General features: G+C 70.4%; 15 protein-coding genes and 1 pseudogene. 3 read left to right on the forward strand and 13 right to left on the reverse strand.

The annotated features are described in order from the left end of the window. Positions 1-49 precede the first annotated feature (49 nt). From AC792_RS05655 to AC792_RS05690, 9 genes and pseudogenes are all read right to left on the reverse strand, one after another. Positions 50-778, reverse strand: a complete 729-nt coding sequence (locus AC792_RS05655) for a metal-dependent transcriptional regulator (protein ID WP_049829595.1) — start codon at positions 776-778, stop codon at positions 50-52. Then, entirely contained in the window at positions 778-1,686 is a 909-nt protein-coding gene (locus tag AC792_RS17495) for a metal ABC transporter permease (protein ID WP_049829627.1), read from the reverse strand. Before AC792_RS17495 ends, AC792_RS05655 begins: the two co-directional genes overlap by 1 nt. 309 nt (positions 1,687-1,995) lie before the next feature. Next, positions 1,996-2,430, reverse strand: a pseudogene (locus AC792_RS17705) (metal ABC transporter ATP-binding protein); the annotation flags it as partial. 62 nt (positions 2,431-2,492) lie between these two features. Further along, on the reverse strand, positions 2,493-3,410 hold the full coding sequence (locus AC792_RS05665) for a metal ABC transporter substrate-binding protein (RefSeq protein ID WP_049829596.1): 918 nt from the start codon (positions 3,408-3,410) through the stop codon (positions 2,493-2,495). Between the two features lie 15 nt (positions 3,411-3,425). Beyond that, complete coding sequence (locus AC792_RS05670; RefSeq protein WP_049829597.1) at positions 3,426-4,205, reverse strand: class I SAM-dependent methyltransferase; 780 nt, start codon at positions 4,203-4,205, stop codon at positions 3,426-3,428. Between the two features lie 39 nt (positions 4,206-4,244). Then, complete coding sequence (hisN, locus tag AC792_RS05675) at positions 4,245-5,054, reverse strand: histidinol-phosphatase (protein WP_049829598.1); 810 nt, start codon at positions 5,052-5,054, stop codon at positions 4,245-4,247. Positions 5,055-5,113: 59 nt separating this feature from the next. After that, positions 5,114-6,244 (reverse strand): ribosome small subunit-dependent GTPase A, encoded by a 1,131-nt coding sequence (gene rsgA / locus AC792_RS05680; protein WP_049829599.1) that lies wholly within the window; start codon positions 6,242-6,244, stop codon positions 5,114-5,116. Then, complete coding sequence (gene aroA / locus AC792_RS05685) at positions 6,241-7,539, reverse strand: 3-phosphoshikimate 1-carboxyvinyltransferase (protein ID WP_235436412.1); 1,299 nt, start codon at positions 7,537-7,539, stop codon at positions 6,241-6,243. The genes rsgA and aroA overlap by 4 nt, the downstream gene beginning before the upstream one ends. Before the next feature lie 71 nt (positions 7,540-7,610). After that, on the reverse strand, positions 7,611-8,159 hold the full coding sequence (locus AC792_RS05690) for a DoxX family protein (protein WP_049829601.1): 549 nt from the start codon (positions 8,157-8,159) through the stop codon (positions 7,611-7,613). Positions 8,160-8,396: 237 nt separating this feature from the next. Here AC792_RS05690 and AC792_RS05695 point away from each other — a divergent pair, with 237 nt between their 5' ends. Together AC792_RS05695 and rsrA are read left to right on the forward strand one after the other, a co-directional pair. Further along, positions 8,397-9,197 carry a sigma-70 family RNA polymerase sigma factor gene (locus tag AC792_RS05695; protein WP_082177495.1) on the forward strand — a complete coding sequence of 267 codons (801 nt, stop codon included), beginning with the start codon at positions 8,397-8,399 and terminating at the stop codon, positions 9,195-9,197. Then, positions 9,194-9,454: a mycothiol system anti-sigma-R factor gene (gene rsrA / locus AC792_RS05700; RefSeq protein ID WP_049829602.1), complete on the forward strand. Its 261-nt coding sequence runs from the start codon at positions 9,194-9,196 to the stop codon at positions 9,452-9,454. Before AC792_RS05695 ends, rsrA begins: the two co-directional genes overlap by 4 nt. Positions 9,455-9,567: 113 nt before the next feature. Here the strand turns inward: rsrA and AC792_RS18170 are convergent, their stop codons facing one another. Continuing rightward, entirely contained in the window at positions 9,568-9,642 is a 75-nt protein-coding gene (locus AC792_RS18170; protein ID WP_369299106.1) for a 50S ribosomal protein bL37, read from the reverse strand. 159 nt (positions 9,643-9,801) lie between these two features. Between AC792_RS18170 and AC792_RS05705 the strand changes: the two genes are divergently transcribed. Next, entirely contained in the window at positions 9,802-10,767 is a 966-nt protein-coding gene (locus AC792_RS05705; protein WP_049829603.1) for a zinc-binding dehydrogenase, read from the forward strand. A 109-nt stretch (positions 10,768-10,876) separates the two neighbouring features. On the opposite strand, the gene AC792_RS05710 is transcribed toward AC792_RS05705, so the two are convergent. The 3 genes from AC792_RS05710 to AC792_RS05720 are packed head-to-tail and all read right to left on the reverse strand — an operon-like array spanning position 10,877 to position 15,236. Then, entirely contained in the window at positions 10,877-12,661 is a 1,785-nt protein-coding gene (locus AC792_RS05710) for an ABC transporter ATP-binding protein (protein ID WP_049829604.1), read from the reverse strand. After that, a complete protein-coding gene (locus AC792_RS05715) occupies positions 12,661-13,695 on the reverse strand; it encodes an ABC transporter permease (RefSeq protein WP_082177498.1) in 1,035 nt (344 codons plus the stop codon). Before AC792_RS05715 ends, AC792_RS05710 begins: the two co-directional genes overlap by 1 nt. Before the next feature lie 8 nt (positions 13,696-13,703). Next, a complete protein-coding gene (locus AC792_RS05720; RefSeq protein ID WP_049829605.1) occupies positions 13,704-15,236 on the reverse strand; it encodes an ABC transporter permease in 1,533 nt (510 codons plus the stop codon). Between the last annotated feature and the right edge of the window lie 46 nt (positions 15,237-15,282).

Here is a 15,282-nt window from a genome sequence, read left to right on the forward strand (position 1 = left end):
TGACGCCGGGGGGGCGGACCGCACGGGGCCCGGTGGGCAGGTAGCCGGTTCAGCGCTCGCCGTCGAGTACGGTGCACCCCTCGTGGGGTGAGGTGCTCTCGATCCAGAGGGCGCCGGCGAGTCCCTCCCCGAGGGGGAGGTCAGGGGCCCCCGGCCCGCCCCGCCGCACCGCGACGACCGTGTCTTCACCGCGGCGGGCCAGGAGGTCGTCGTCGAGCCCGATCCCGTGGCGGTCGAGGAGGCGGAGCACCGCCGGGTCCGCATCGCTCACGCGCACCAGGCGCCCTGGGTGCCCGTCGTCGAGCTCGTCGAGGCGGTGCGCCACCGGGTAGTGCACGGACCCGTCCGACGCCGGGATCGGGTCCCCGTGCGGGTCACGCCGCGGGCGTCCGAGCTTCACGTCGAGACGTTCCACGAACGCGTCCGAGACCGTGTGCTCGAGCAGCTCGGCCTCGTCGTGCACCTCGTCCCAGCCGTACCCGAGCTCCGTCACCAGGAAGGTCTCGATGAGCCGGTGGCGCCGCACCATGGCGAGCGCCAGTCGTTCGCCGTCCGGGGTAAGAGAGATCGGCCCGTACTTCCGGTGCCGCGCCAGGCCGAGCTGCACGAGCTTGGTCACCATGCCGGTGACCGAGGAATTGGCCACCGAGAGGGGGGGGGCGAGCTCACCGGCGGTCACGGTGCCCCCCCGCCACTCCGTGGCGGCGTAGACGGCCTTCACGTAGTCCTGCACACTCGTGGACCCGATGCTGAGCACGGAGCCCGGACGTACCGCCATCACGCGGGGGTGTCCGCACCGGTGTCCGCGGGGCGGGCCGGCCCGCGGGTGGGAGCTCCGGACCGCCTCCGCCGTCGAGCCTGCCACACCACGCCGGCGGGGCGCCCGAAGAGGTCGACGACGGCGAACACCACGGCCTGGCACAGCACCACGGAGGCGCCGGTGGAGATGTCCAGGTAGTAGCTCGCGTAGATCCCGGCGACGGACGCGGTGACGGTGAGGACGACGGCGATCACCAGCATGCGGTCGAAGCTGCGGGTCAGCAGGAACGCGGTGGCGCCCGGGGTGATGAGCATGGCCACCACCAGGATGATGCCCACGGCCTGGAGGCCCACCACCACGGTGAGGGCGAGGAGCCCGAGCAGCAACCCGGAGAGCAGCCGGGTGTTCAACCCGATCACGTGGGCGTGGGTGCGGTCGAACGCCAGGAGGGTCAGGTCACGCCGTTTGAACAGCAGGACGCCGAGGGTCAGGGCACCGAGCACCAGGACCTGCCACACCTCCGCGGAGGAGACCCCCAGCACATTGCCGAAGAGGATGTGCATGAGGTCGATCTGGGACGGCGTGGCGGAGACGATCGCCAGTCCGGCGGCGAACAGGGCGGTGAACACCACGCCGATCACGGTATCCGCCTTCAGCTTGGTGGTGGACCGCACCACGCCGATCAGGGCCACGGCCCCCATCCCGAAGACGAAGGCACCGATGGAGAACGGGATCCCGATGATGTAGGCGAGGGCCACCCCGGGGAGGACGGCGTGCGAGACGGCGTCCCCCATGAGCGACCACCCCATGAGGATGAGCCAGCAGGAGAGGACGGCGGACACCACGGCGGCGGCCACGGTGATGGCGAGTGCCCGGGTGAGGAACCCGTACTGCAGCGGTTCGGTGAGAAGGGCGAGGAGGTCCATGTCAGGCCTGACCGATCGAGGACGCGGGGGTGATGGACGAGGCGGGGCCGAACGCCAGCGCGAGGTGCCGCGCGAGAGCACGGGTGCGGGATCCCCGTGTGCCACCACGCGACGGGGCAGCAGGACGGCCTCGTCGCACAGCTCGGGCACCCCGGCGAGGTCGTGGGTGGAGATCAGCACCGATCTCCCCTCGTCGCGCAGGGAGCCGAGCAGCGCACCGATGGTCTGCTGGCTGCCCTGGTCCACCCCGGCGAACGGTTCGTCGAGCAGGAGCAGCCGCGCGTCCTGCGCGATGCTCCGGGCCAGGAACACGCGCTTGCGCTGGCCGCCGGAGAGCATGCCGATCTGCCGCGTGCGCATCTCCGCCAGCCCCACGCGGTCGAGCGCGTCCGCCACCACCCCACGCTCGCGCGTACCCAGGCGCCGTGCGGCGCCGAGCCGTCCGTAGACCCCCATGGAGACGACGTCGGCGACGGACACGGGGAAGGTCCAGTCCACTTCCTCCGCCTGCGGCAGGTAGGCCACCAGCGCCTGCTTCCGCGCGCTCGCGGTGGTGCCCCCGAACAGGCGGACCTCGCCCTGCTGCGGTACGAGAAGGCCCATGAGGGACTTGAAGAGCGTGGACTTCCCAGACCCGTTCACGCCGATCAGCCCGCAGATACGGCCGGCACCGAGCCTGAGACAGACGCCGTGGAGCGCCTGGACGTCGTTGTACCGGACACTCACGCCGTCCACCTCGAGCACGGGTCCGAGGTGACCGTGCTCGGTTCGGGCATGCGGAGGGGCGGGGTCGGGGCGGCGGGGTGTCAACGCGTGAGTCCTTCCGTGATGGTGTCGAGGTCGTGGCGGATCAGTTCCACGAAGGAGGGGACCGGGCCGTCGGCGGTGGAGAGCGAGTCCACGTAGAGGGTGCCGCCGAGGTCCGCCCCCGTGGCCAGTGCCACCTGCTCCTGGGCGGAGGGGTTCACGGTGGATTCGCAGAACACCGTGGGCACGCGGTGCTCCTCCACGAAGCCGATCACGTTCCCGATCTGACGCGGCGTGCCCTCGGAGTCCGAGTTGACGGGCCATAGGAACGCCTCGGTCAGTCCGGCGTCGCGGGCGAGGTAGGAGAACGCACCCTCACAGGTCACGAGTGCCTGCGCGTCGGCGTCCGCGAGCCCGGCCCGGAAGTCCGCGAGCAGTGCTGCGAGCTCACCCTTCAGCACCTCGCCGTTGGCCTCGAAGTCGGCTGCGTGGGCGGGTTCCAGCGCGGAGAGCGCATCGACGGCGTTGTCCACGTAGGTCGCTGCGGCGGTGGGGGACATCCAGGCGTGCGGGTTCGCCAGGCCCGAGTAGCTCCCGGAACGGATGTCCACCGGGTCCACGCCGTCGGAGAGGACGGCGCGGGGCGCGTCCACGGACTGCAGGAAGCGCTCGAACCACCGTTCCAGCCCGAGCCCGTTGTCCAGGACCAGATCGGCGTCCTGCGCGCGCACCAGGTCCGAGGGCGTCGGTTCGTACCCGTGGATCTCGGCGCCCACCTTGGTGATGGACTCCACGCGCACATGTCCCCCGCCCACCGTGTCCACGAGGTCGGCGAGCACGGAGAAGGTGGTGAACACCACCGGGCGGTCGTCGTCGGCCTGTGCCGGGGGAGTGGGAGCCGCACACCCGCTCGTCAGGAGCGCGAGGGCCGCGCACACCCCGGCGGACCGACGTCGGACGCCCGGAGATTTAGTCATACCTAAATCTAAGCCTCAGTGCGGCCGGGATCCAGCCCCGAGAAGATCCGCCCGCCACGCGTGCGTGTAGTAGGGCAGGTGGAGGGTCGCCGACGGGGGGAAGGCCAGGTACTCGGTGAGGTACCAGCGAAGGTTGGACTCCACGCGCGCCTGCACCTCCGGGGACGCCCGCCGGTGGTAGCTGCGGGACCGGGCGAGGTCGACGACGTCGGGCACCGTGAGCTCCTGGCTCCAGTGCACGAGCAGCTCCTCGGGCGGGGCGAAGACGTCACCGAACGCCGGGCGGTAGGACGGCGCGAAGACGTCACCGGCGTGCATGATGCGCGACAGCCGGTGCACCCAGGGCACGGAGACGTCGAGCTGGTTCCACACCAGCGCGATCCTGCCGCGCGGTGCCAGCACCCGCCCGGCCTCTCGCAGGACGGCGGGCTGGTCGCACCAGTGCCAGGTCTGGGCGAGCGTCAGCAGGTCCGTGGAGGCGGTCGGCAGCAGCGTGTGCTCCGCGGTGGCGCGGAGTCGCGGGACGTCCGGCATCCGGGCGGCGAGCACGGCCAGCATGTCCTCGGAGGGGTCCACCGCCGTCACCCCGAGTCCCCGCTCGGCGAGCAGCGCCGTGAAGATCCCCGTCCCCGCGCCGAGATCGGCCGCCGTCCGTGCGTGCGCGGGCACCACCCAGTCCGCGACCTCGGCGGGGTAGGCGGGGCGCACGCGGTCGTAGCGTCCGGCTCCCGAGAGGTAGGCGCGGGCCAGGTCCCGCCGTCGTTCCTCGCCGAGGTGGGGCCTACCCCTCACCATCCGGGTGCCGGGGCGCGCTGTACGCGCATGTCGGAGCGATCAGAGCAGGTCATCCACGTCCGGGTTCAGGGTGCGCAGCACCTCGCTGTGCAGGGCCCCGTTGGTGGCCAGCGCATTGCCGCCGAACGGGCCGTCCTCCCCCTCGAGCGAGGTGAACCGGCCGCCGGCCTCGGAGATGATCGGCACCAGCGCCGCCATGTCGTACAGGTTCAGTTCGGGCTCGCAGGCGATGTCCACCGCGCCCTCGGCCACCAGGCAGTAGGACCAGAAGTCGCCGTACGCCCGCGTGCGCCACACCCGGTCCGTGAGATTGACGAACTCCGCGAGCGATCCGCGCTTCCGCCAGCCGGACAGGTTCGAGTAGGAGAGCGAGGCGTCAGCGAGGTCGGTGACGTTCGAGACGCGGAGCCGCTGGGCGGCGGCGAGGGACTTGCCCGTGTACGCGCCCGTGCCCTCGGCCGCCCACCAGCGCTTCCCGAGGGCCGGGGCGCTGACCAGGCCCACCACGGGCCGGCCGTCGTCGATCAGGGAGATGAGCGTGGCCCAGACCGGGACCCCGCGCACGAAGTTCTTGGTGCCGTCGATCGGGTCGATCACCCAGCGCCGCGAGCCCGACCCGGTGCTGCCGAACTCCTCGCCGAACACGGCGTCGCGCGGCCGCGCCCTCGAGAGCTGCCCGCGGATGGCCTCCTCGGCCCCCTTGTCCGCGTCCGTCACCGGGGTCAGGTCCGGCTTGGTCTCGATCCGCAGGTCGAGGGCCTTGAAACGTGCCATCGTCCGGTCGTCCACCGAATCGGCCATGATGTGGGCGAGACGGAGGTCGTCGTTGTAGCCCTGCGTGAAACTCATACGGATCAACCTATCCTCTTCCTCCGGCTACCGAGCCCCGGCGGAGCCGATGGCCGATGTCAGTGCTGCCCGAGCTCCTTCGCGTCCGAGGTGCTCCCGCGCGCCTCCGCGATGCCCGCACCGAGCAAACGCCGCAGGGAGGCGAGCCGCACCGGGCCGGAATCACCGGCCAGGCCCTCCGCCACGTAGCCGTCCAGCCCGCAGTCCACCGCGTTGTCGTCGTGCCGGCATCCGCGCTCACACCCCTCGGTGCCGGGTTCCAGGTCGGGGAAGGCCTGCAGGATGCGGTCCGCGTCCACGTGCGCCAGCCCGAAGGAGCGGATCCCGGGGGTGTCGATGATCCACGTCCCCGGTGCGGCGTCGGACGCCTTCAGGGCCAGGGCCGACGACGACGTGTGGCGGCCGCGCCCGGTCACCGCGTTCACCCCGCCCGTGGCGCGGGTGCTCCCGGTCAGGGCGTTGACCAGGGTGGACTTGCCCACCCCGGAGTGGCCGAGGAGCACGCTCACCTGGCCGTCGAGCTCGTCGCGCAGTGCATCCACCGCCCCGCCGGACAGCCGGGCGGATTCGCCGTCGTCGGAGGTGGCCTCCACGCCCACGGTCTCGTCCGTGCGGCTGATGATCACCCGCAGGTCCAGGTGCTCGTAGTTGGCGAGCAGGGCGGCGGGGTCCCGGAGATCGGCCTTCGTGATGCACAGCAACGGTTCGATCCCGGCGTCGTACGCCGCCACGAGGGCGCGGTCGATGAAACCGGTCCGCGGTTCGGGGTTCGCCGCGGCCACCACGATCACCAGCTGGTCGGCGTTGGCCACGACCACGCGCTCCACCGGGTCGGTGTCGTCGGCGCTGCGGCGCAGCACGGTGCGCCGCTCCTCGATCCGCACCAGCCGTGCCAGGGAGTCCGGCCCTCCGGAGACGTCACCCACGAGCGCCACGAGGTCCCCGGCCACCACGGGGCTGCGCCGCAGCTCCCGCGCCCGCGCCGCGACCACGATCCGCTCGTCGGGGGTGTCCTCGTCGACGACGGCGGTGTACCGGCCACGGTCCACCGTGACCACCCGGCCGGTCGTCGCGTCCTCGTGGGCGGGCCGGTTCTTAGTGCGCGGTCGGGTGCCCTTCTTGTTGGGGCGGATCCGGACGTCGGACTCGTCGAAGGCCCGCGCTCCGCGGCGGTTCCCGGTCTCGCTCATGGTGTGTGCGTCCCCTCGTCCGTCCCGGGCTGCCGTGCGGTCGCGGTGAGCTCGGCCCAGAGCCGGGGGAACTCGGGCAGGGTCTTCGCCGTGGTGCCGATGTCCACCACGTCCACGCCGTCCACGGCCAGCCCGATGATCGCCCCGGCCGTGGCCATCCGGTGGTCCTCGTAGGTGGCGAACACCCCGCCGTGCAGTGGTGCGGGCCGGATCACGAGGCCGTCGGCGGTCTCCTCCGCGTCCCCGCCGAGCGCGTTGATCTCGACGACCAGCGCGGCGAGGCGGTCGGTCTCGTGACCGCGCAGGTGCGCGATCCCGGTGAGGGTCGACGGCGTCGTCGCCAGCGCGCACAGCGCAGCCACCGTCGGCGCGAGCTCGGAGGTGTCGGCGAAGGTCCCGCCCGTGATGCTCCCGGTCCCCGAGACCGTCAGCACATCGCCGTCGAGCTCCACCCGGGCCCCCATCGCGGGGAGGATGCGCCGCCACTCGTCCCCCACCTGGGTGGTGGCTGCCGGCCAGTTCCTCATCCGTACGGTGCCGCCCGTGACCAGGGCGGCCGCGAGGAAGGGGCCGGCGTTGGAGAGGTCCGGCTCCACCGCCACGTCGAACGCGGGGATGGGTCCGGGGGACACCCGCCAGTGGTCCGGCACGGAATCGTCCACGTCGACGCCGAGCGAGCGCAGTGTCCGGACCGTCATGCGGACGTGGTCCAGGCTCGGCACGGGCTTGCCCACGTGCTCGAGGTGCAGCCCCTCGGTGAAGCGGGCACCCACCAGCAGCAGTGCGGAGACGAACTGGGACGAGGCCGAGGCGTCGATGACCAGGCGGCCGCCGCGCACGGAGCCGTCCCCCGTCACGGTGAAGGGGAGGGAGCCGGCGTCGTGGTCCTGCACGGGCAGGCCGAGGCCGCGGAGGGCGGTGATGATGCTGCCCATCGGGCGGCGCCGGGCGTGCGGGTCGCCGTCGAAGGTGGTGGTCCCGGCCACGAACCCGGCCAGCGGGGGCACGAAGCGCATCACGGTGCCGGCCAGCCCGCAGTCCACGGTGCGGTCGCGCGCGGAGGAGGACGCCGGGGCGGGAGGCAGCGGGGTGACGCGCAGATCGGGGCCGAAGCCGCCGTCGCCCGGGACCTCCTCGATCCCGGCACCCAGCTCGCGCAGTGCACCGATCATGAGGGCCGAGTCACGCGAGTGCAGGGGCCTGCGCAGCAGGCAGGGCCCGTCGGCGAGGGCGGCGAGCACCAGGTAGCGGGTGGTGAGGGACTTCGAGCCGGGGACGGAGAACTCCGCGTCCACGGCAGAACGAAGGGGGGGCCCCCGCCAGTTCCCCTGGAAGGGCGCCCCGCCGCGTGGAGGTGTCACCGACCTCAGGAGCCGACGACGTCGGACGCGGTCTTGCGTACGGCCTTGTCCGCCTTCTTCAGCTGCTTGCGGGCGTCCTTGCCGAGACCGCCCGCACTCCTGCGCGCACCCGAGGCGAGGTGACCGGCGCGCCATGCCAGGCCCGGACGTCCGTTGGTGTCCACCGCGGCGAGGAGCACGGCGCCGATGAGGGAGAGGTTCTTGAGCAGCTGCGAGCGCCGAGCCTTCTTGCCCTCGGCCGTCGAGGCATCGGCGGAGCGGTAGTCCACCAGGGTGTTGACCGTGGCGGTGACCGTCAGCAGGAGCGCGGCGACGCGGGAGAAGCGCCCGATCCCGAGCAGGAGCGCGGCCCCCACCTGGGTGGCTCCGAGGACCTGGCCCACGAGCTTCTCGTTGCTGGTGACCGAGGCCGCCGACGGCACCACCTTGCTCACGCCCGCGAGGACGGGCTTCAGCTGGGGGGCGGTGGTACCGGCGTTCCGCAGCCTGTCGACTCCTGAGAAGACGAAGCTGCTGGCGATCAAGGGACGGGCGATTACGCGGGCAAGGGTCACAACTGCCTCCTGGTTGCCGACGGTCTCCCGCCGGGCATCGGGTACACGATCAAGACGAAGCATGCTGGGTCCAGTTTTGCATGTCACCCCGCCGCGTGCGATCCCCGGCAGGAGCACGGTCGTCCCTCGCATCCCCGGCGCATCGGTGCATGGTGCGTACAGGAGGAATAAGCCCCGGGGCACCCGGGTTGGAGAAGAGGTGAACAGAATGGCAACGGACCAGGGAGGGAGAGGTCGATGAACCTCACCACCGAGACGGCACAGGTGGCGGATTTCCAGCTCTCCACCACGGTGCGGCGTCCCGCCGTCCAGGGCTCACGGGAGCGCGGACGCGTAGACTTCAGCTCGATGAATACAACAGCCCCCGCAGGTAGCAACCCCGCCGAAGACGCCGATGTGGACGTGGCCACGGAGTCCGAGGCGGATCGCAAGGCGCGCTTCGAGCGCGATGCGATGCAGTACGTGGACCAGCTCTACTCCGCGGCGATGCGGATGGCCCGGAACCCGAGCGACGCCGAGGACCTGGTGCAGGAGGCCTACACGAAGGCGTTCTCCGCATTCCACCAGTACAAGCCGGGAACCAACCTCAAGGCCTGGCTCTACCGCATCCTCACGAACACCTACATCAACCTGTACCGCAAACGTCAGCGCGAGCCCCTGCAATCGCACTCGGACACCATCGAGGACTGGCAGCTGGCCAAGGCCGCGGAGCACACCTCGCTGGGTCTGCGTTCGGCGGAGGTGGAGGCGCTGGACCACCTTCCTGATTCGGATGTGAAGAGGGCGCTGCAGGCCATCCCCGAGGATTTCCGGCTCGCCGTGTACTTCTCGGACGTGGAGGGCTTCGCCTACAAGGAGATCTCGGAAATCATGAACACCCCGATCGGGACGGTCATGTCCCGGTTGCACCGCGGACGCAAGCTGCTCCGCGAGCTGCTCGCGGACTATGCCCGCGAGCGTGGCCTCGGGGTCAAGACGGACGCACGGACGGCGGTTCCCGCGGGAGCACGGGGCAAGGAACAGGAGATGCAGAAATGAGCGATTGCGAGAGCCTCGGCAACTGCGCCGACTCCAGGATCGAACGGCTCTACGAGTACCTCGACGGTGCGCTGTCGCACCAGGACCTCGTGGACATCAAGGACCACCTCGACGACTGCCCGCAGTGCGCCGAGGAGCACGATCTGGAGTGTGTCATCCGCTCCGTGGTGAAACGCTCCTGCACGGAAGTGGCTCCCTCCACCCTGAAGACCAGCATCCTGGACCGCATCAGCCAGCTGAAGACCGCGGACCACTGACGGACCGGCGACCGGCCGCTGACCACCCGGTCATGGCTATCCGCTGCACATGGAAGAACCTCCGGACCCTACTGGGCCGGAGGTTCTCCTGTTAACTCTGACAACGCCTGGACTCAGGTGTTGGGGCGCTTACCGTGGTTCGCGCCGCCACGCTTCCTGTCGCGACGCTTGCGTGCTCGCTTGCTCATGGCTGCCTCCTTTTCTTTCCGGCACTGTGAATGTGCAGAAACTGCACCCCAGTCTCCCACACGGCTGAGGACCGCACCTAAACAGCTCCGGTACGCGGGCGGGATCCGGGTGCGCACGCCTAGGATGAGGGCACCATCCGTCGACGAAGGAGTTCCTGCATGCGTGCCGCCCTTGCCGTCCGTCAGTCGGCGGATTCGCCTCTCTCCGGACTGTCGGTGGAGGACGTCGATCCGCCCGAGGCGCCGGAGGGCTTCGTCCGCGTCCGCGTCCTCGCCTCCTCCCTGAACCACCACGACCTCTTCTCCCTCCGCGGTGTGGGGCTGCCGGAGGAACGGCTGCCCATGGTGCTGGGGTGCGACGCCGCCGGCGTCGACGACGACGGCAACGAGGTGATCGTGCACGGCGTCGTGTCCTCGCCGGACTGGCGCGGGGACGAGACACTCGATCCGCGCCGTAGCCTGCTCTCCGAGCGGTATCCGGGGACCATGGCCGACCACGTGTGGGTACCGGCGCGGAACCTGGTGCCCAAACCCCCCGAGCTCTCCTTCGAGGAAGCGGCGTGCCTGCCGACGGCGTGGCTCACGGCCTACCGGATGCTCTTCACTGTGTCCCCCGCGGCACCGGGGTCCACGATCCTGGTGCAGGGAGCCGGGGGAGGGGTGGCGTCCGCCCTCATCGCCCTGGGGAGCGCGGCCGGGTACCGGGTGTGGGCCACGAGCCGGAGCGGGTCAAAGCGTGGGAGGGCGCTCGAGCTGGGCGCGGAGCAGGTGTTCGAGGCGGGGGAGCGCCTGCCCGAGCGTGTGGAGGTGGTGTTCGACTCCGTGGGGGAGGCCACGTGGTCGCACTCGCTGAAGGCCCTCGTGCCCGGAGGCACGGTGGTGACCTGCGGAGCCACCAGTGGGGCGGCGCCGTCGGCGGAGCTGAACCGGGTGTTCTTCCTGCAGCTGCGCATCCTGGGCTCCACCATGGGCACGCGGGAGGAACTGGTCCGGCTGACCCGGTTCCTCGTGGCCACCGGCGTGCGCCCGGTCATCGACGCCGTCCTGCCGCTCGAGCAGGCGGACCAGGGGTTCCGCCGGCTGCTGGAGGGGGACGTGTTCGGGAAGATCGTCTTCCGCCACTGACGTCGGGGCCCGCGGCTCAGGACACCGCCCGCGTGCAGCACCGCCCCCGGTGGAAGGATCTCCCCTTCCACCGGGGGCGGTTCCGTCGCAGCACCTACCGGGGTTCCTCCTACTCGGCGTTCCCCGCGGCGAGGATGGCCGAGCGCTGTTCGCGCCGCAGCGACTGGACCTGCGGATCCGGCACCGGTGCTGCGGCCAGCAGGCGCCGGGTGTAGGGATCGCGGGGGTACTTGAGGATCTGCTCGGTGCTGCCCTGCTCCACGAGCGTGCCCTTGTTCAGCACGGCGATGTGGCTGGCGAGCAGCTCCACCACCGCGAGGTCGTGGCTCACGAACAGGCAGGCGAAGCCGCGCTCGCGCTGCAGCTCCTGCAGGAGCTCGAGCACCTTGGCCTGCACGGAGACGTCCAGCGCGGAGGTGGGCTCGTCGGCGACCAGCAGATCGGGGCGCAGGGACAGCGCACGGGCTATGCCCACGCGTTGACGCTGCCCGCCCGAGAGCTCGTGCGGGTACCGGTGGCGGAAGCCCACGGGCAGCTGGACGTCCTCGAGCAGCCCCGCCACGCGCTTGTCCAGCTCCGCCCGGCCCGGCTTCTCGTGCAGGAGCAGGGGCTCACCGATGCTGTCGCCGATGGACAGGCGCGGATTGAGTGAGGCCGCCGGATCCTGGAACACGATCGCGAACTTCTTGCGCAGCGGCAGGAGCTGCCGTGTGCTGAGTTTCGTGATGTCGGTCCCGCCGATGCCCACCGTTCCGCCGGAGGTCCTGATGAGACCGGTGACGGCCCGGGCGATCGTCGACTTGCCGGAACCGGATTCCCCCACCAGGCCCAGCACCTCCCCGGGGTTGATGGTGAAGGACACCCCGTTGACCGCCTTGAACGCCGGCTGGCGGAACCGCCCGGGATACTCGATGTCCACGTCCCGGAGTTCCAGCGCGGGCACCACCCCCGAGGCCGCATGACCCTCCTGCTCGCGCAGGGACGTCTCCGCGTACTCCTCGTGGATGCTCAGCCGCCCGTCCACCACCTCGACGTCCGCCAGCACGCCGCCCACCTTGGACCCGAGGTGGGGCACCGCGCTCAGGAGCTGCTGGGTGTAGGCCTCCTTCGGGGCCGCGAACAGCTGCGCCGTGGGTGCCGTCTCCACGATGCGGCCGCGTTCCATGACCACCACGTGATCGGCGAGATCGGCCACCACCCCCATGTCGTGGGTGATGAGCAGCACCGCGCTGTTGAGCCTCTTGTTGAGTGTGCGCAGCAGATCCAGCACCTCGGCCTGCACCGTGACGTCGAGCGCCGTGGTCGGCTCGTCCGCGATGAGGAGCATGGGGTCGTTGGCGAGCGCGATTGCGATCATGGCCCGCTGGCGCTGCCCGCCGGAGAACTGGTGCGGGAAGTTGTCGTAGCGCCGCTCGGGCTCGGGGATCTCCACCATGCGCAGCAGCTCGACGGCCCGCTGCTTCGCCTGGGCCGGGGAGAGCTCGGTGTGCTGCTCCACGGCCTCGCGGATCTGCTCCCCGACGGTCAGCACCGGGTTGAGCGCCGTCATGGGCTCCTGGAAGATCATGGCGATCTCCTTGCCGCGGACCCGGCGCAGGGTGCTCTGCGGGGCGCCGATGAGTTCCCTCCCGAGCATCCTGGCGCTCCCGGAGGACCGCCCGTTGCGGGGGAGCAGACCCAGCAGGGCCATCGAGGACATGCTCTTGCCGGAGCCGGACTCACCGACGATCGCGAGGATCTCCCCGGGATGGATCTCGTAGGAGACGTCCTCGGCAGCCATCACCCACTCGTTGTCCACGTTGAACTCCACGCCGAGGCCCTCGACCGCGAGGATGGGGCCGTCCGCGGGACGGGACTGCTCGTCGGAGATGACGGTGGAACTGTGTGCTGCCATTACTGCTTCACCCTTGTCTGCTTGGGGTCGAACGCGTCGCGCAGGCCGTCGCCGATGAAGTTGACGGCGAGCGCGATGCCGATGATGAACGCACCGGGCCAGAGGAACAGCCAGGGGCGCACGCTCAGGGCGGAGCGGTTGTCGTTGATGGCCTTGCCCAGGGAGGTGTCGGGCGCCGTGACGCCGAGGCCGAGGAAGCTCAGGCCGGTCTCGAGGAGGATCGCACCGGAGATGGCGAGGGTGGTGGACACGATGATCACGCCCACCGTGTTGGGCAGGATGTGCCGGAAGATGATGCGCGCCGAACTGGCGCCCACGGACTTCGCGGACTCCACGAACTCCTTCTCGCGCAGCGACAGGAACTCCCCGCGCACCAGACGTGCCAGGCCGGTCCACGTGACCAGGCCCAGGAAGATCGCGAAGGGGATGACTCCGTGCCGTGCCACGATCCCCGCGACCGCCGCGGCGATCACCAGGGTGGGGATGGTGATGACGACGTCGGTGAAGCGCATGAGTGCCGCCTCGGTCCAGCCGCGGAAGTACCCGGCCACCGCGCCGACGGTGGTGCCGATGACCATGGCCACGAGTCCGACCACGAACGCGATGATCAGGGAGGTCTGGATGCCGCGCATGGTCAGGGCGAAGTAGTCCCGGCCGAGGACGTCCTGCCCGAAGGGGTGCTCGCCGAGGCTGAAGGGCCAGAGGGTCAGGGTGGGCCGCCCCTCGTTGAAGCGGGCCGCGAGGACGTCGTACTGCTTGTCCCACCAGCCCGGGATGCCCGCGTACCCGATCGAGGTGAAGGCGAGGAGGAAGATGGCCACGAGCAGGGCGATCCCGGCGAGGGCCCCCTTGTGCCGGAAGAACCGCTCCCGGATCAACCGGCCCTGGCTCTTGGCGTCGGTGGTGCGGATGCGATCGGTCTGCGCCCGGGTGGGGGCCTGGGTGACGATGTCGGTGTCCTGGCTCTGCAGGGTCAGCTCGGACAGCTCTGCTGACGCGCGGGAATCGTCCCGCCGCTTGTCGGAAGTACTCATGGGATGTCCTAGCTCAGGGTGATGCGCGGGTCGAGGAAGGCGTAGGCGATGTCCGCCAGCATGTTGAACAGCACCGCGGCGGTGCCGGCCACCAGGAAGAACGCCATGACCGGACCGGGGTCCACGTTGTTGATCCCGGTGACGAACATGTTGCCCAGCCCGTTCCACCCGAAGACGGTCTCGGTGATGACGGCGCCGCTGAGGACGCCCGCGAAGTCGAAGGCCATCAGGGTGGTGATGGGGATCATCGCGTTGCGGAAGGCGTGCTTCACGAGGACGGTGCGTTCGCTGAGGCCCTTGGCCCGGGCGGTGCGGATGTAGTCCTGGTTCATGACGTCGAGCTGACTGGCCCTCGTGTACCGGGTGTAGGTGGCGAAGGAGATCAGGGTGAGCGCGATGGTCGGCAGGATCAGGTGCAGGGCGTAGTCGAGGTTGATCTCCCAGAACGTCCCGGTGAGATTCGCGGTCTCGGACCCGGTGGTGGGGATGGGCCTGCCCCCGGACTTCGCGGACAGCGTCGGGTACGCCTGCAGGAGGCGGTCCACCACGAGCAGGAGGCCGATGGACACGGCGATCACGGCGCCGATCCTCGCGGCCTGCGCACGGAAGGGACCACCGATGAGACCTGCGACGAGGTAGGCCACCACGACGGTACCGGCCAGCAGTGCCACCACGCCCGCCCAGTGCGGATCGGCGAGGAGGGGGACGGAGATCAGGTAGGCGAGGAAGCCGACCCCGCCGGCGGCGAGGGCGGCGTACAGGATCCGGCGACGGCGGAAACCGGCCAGCAGCGCCGTCCACAGCACGGCCACACCCGCGGAGGAGACGAGCATGCCGACCACCCCGAAGCCGGGATCCACGAACCAGTTGGTCACCAGCAGGAGGTACAGCATCACGGCGGTGGCCACGGCCGTGGTGCCGAAGACCAGTGCACGACGTCGGCGGTCCCCGCCGATCACGAGCGCCCAGATCACGCCGGCGACCACCCCGATCAGGGCGATCGTCAGGTACGAGGCCTGTGGATCGGCGAGCCAGGTGTTCAGGTCGATGGCCAGGTACTGCTTGAGCAGCGTGGAGAGCCAGAACAGGGGCAGCGAGAACAGGACGAAGGAGATGAACGTGATCGAGTAGTCGAAGGTGGTGTACTGGCGGATCGCGGTCACGATCCCGACGATCACACCGAGCACCAGGGCGAGGACCGTGGCGACCACCACGAGGCGCAGGGTGGAACCCATGGCGTTCTGCAGCTGCGGGAGCACGGCGGCACCGGTGCGGTCGGTGCCGAGGGTGCAGGGGTCGCCGCCGGGGATCAGGCACCCACCCACCTCCTGGAGCCAGAGGAAGTAGCGGGGGATCGGGGCGACATCCAGGTTCATGGCGGCGGTGCGGGCGGCGATGGTGGCGGCCCGCTCCGGTCCGCTGGTCTCACCGAGGTCCTCGAACGGGTCACCCGAGAAGATGGTGAGGAAGTACATCAGGGTGGTCGCTGCGAACAGGATGAAGATCGAGATGATCGTCCGCTTGGCGATGAAGTGAAACACGGGGAGCTCCTAGGAAGCAGTACAGGTGAACGCTGTGACGGGCGCA

The sequence above is a fragment of the Arthrobacter sp. RIT-PI-e genome (assembly GCF_001187915.1).
In the GTDB taxonomy this organism is placed as follows: domain Bacteria; phylum Actinomycetota; class Actinomycetes; order Actinomycetales; family Micrococcaceae; genus Arthrobacter_D.

Coding starts and splice junctions, on each gene's coding strand:
- AC792_RS05670 (WP_049829597.1), bottom strand. CDS start 4,205: ATGGTGAGGGGTAGGCCCCACCTCGGCGAGGAACGACGGCGGGACCTG.
- AC792_RS05705 (WP_049829603.1), top strand. CDS start 9,802: ATGCGTGCCGCCCTTGCCGTCCGTCAGTCGGCGGATTCGCCTCTCTCC.
- rsrA (WP_049829602.1), top strand. CDS start 9,194: ATGAGCGATTGCGAGAGCCTCGGCAACTGCGCCGACTCCAGGATCGAA.
- AC792_RS05715 (WP_082177498.1), bottom strand. CDS start 13,695: ATGAGTACTTCCGACAAGCGGCGGGACGATTCCCGCGCGTCAGCAGAG.
- AC792_RS05695 (WP_082177495.1), top strand. CDS start 8,397: ATGAACCTCACCACCGAGACGGCACAGGTGGCGGATTTCCAGCTCTCC.
- AC792_RS05655 (WP_049829595.1), bottom strand. CDS start 778: ATGGCGGTACGTCCGGGCTCCGTGCTCAGCATCGGGTCCACGAGTGTG.
- rsgA (WP_049829599.1), bottom strand. CDS start 6,244: ATGAGCGAGACCGGGAACCGCCGCGGAGCGCGGGCCTTCGACGAGTCC.
- AC792_RS05710 (WP_049829604.1), bottom strand. CDS start 12,661: ATGGCAGCACACAGTTCCACCGTCATCTCCGACGAGCAGTCCCGTCCC.
- AC792_RS17495 (WP_049829627.1), bottom strand. CDS start 1,686: ATGGACCTCCTCGCCCTTCTCACCGAACCGCTGCAGTACGGGTTCCTC.
- hisN (WP_049829598.1), bottom strand. CDS start 5,054: ATGAGTTTCACGCAGGGCTACAACGACGACCTCCGTCTCGCCCACATC.
- AC792_RS05665 (WP_049829596.1), bottom strand. CDS start 3,410: ATGACTAAATCTCCGGGCGTCCGACGTCGGTCCGCCGGGGTGTGCGCG.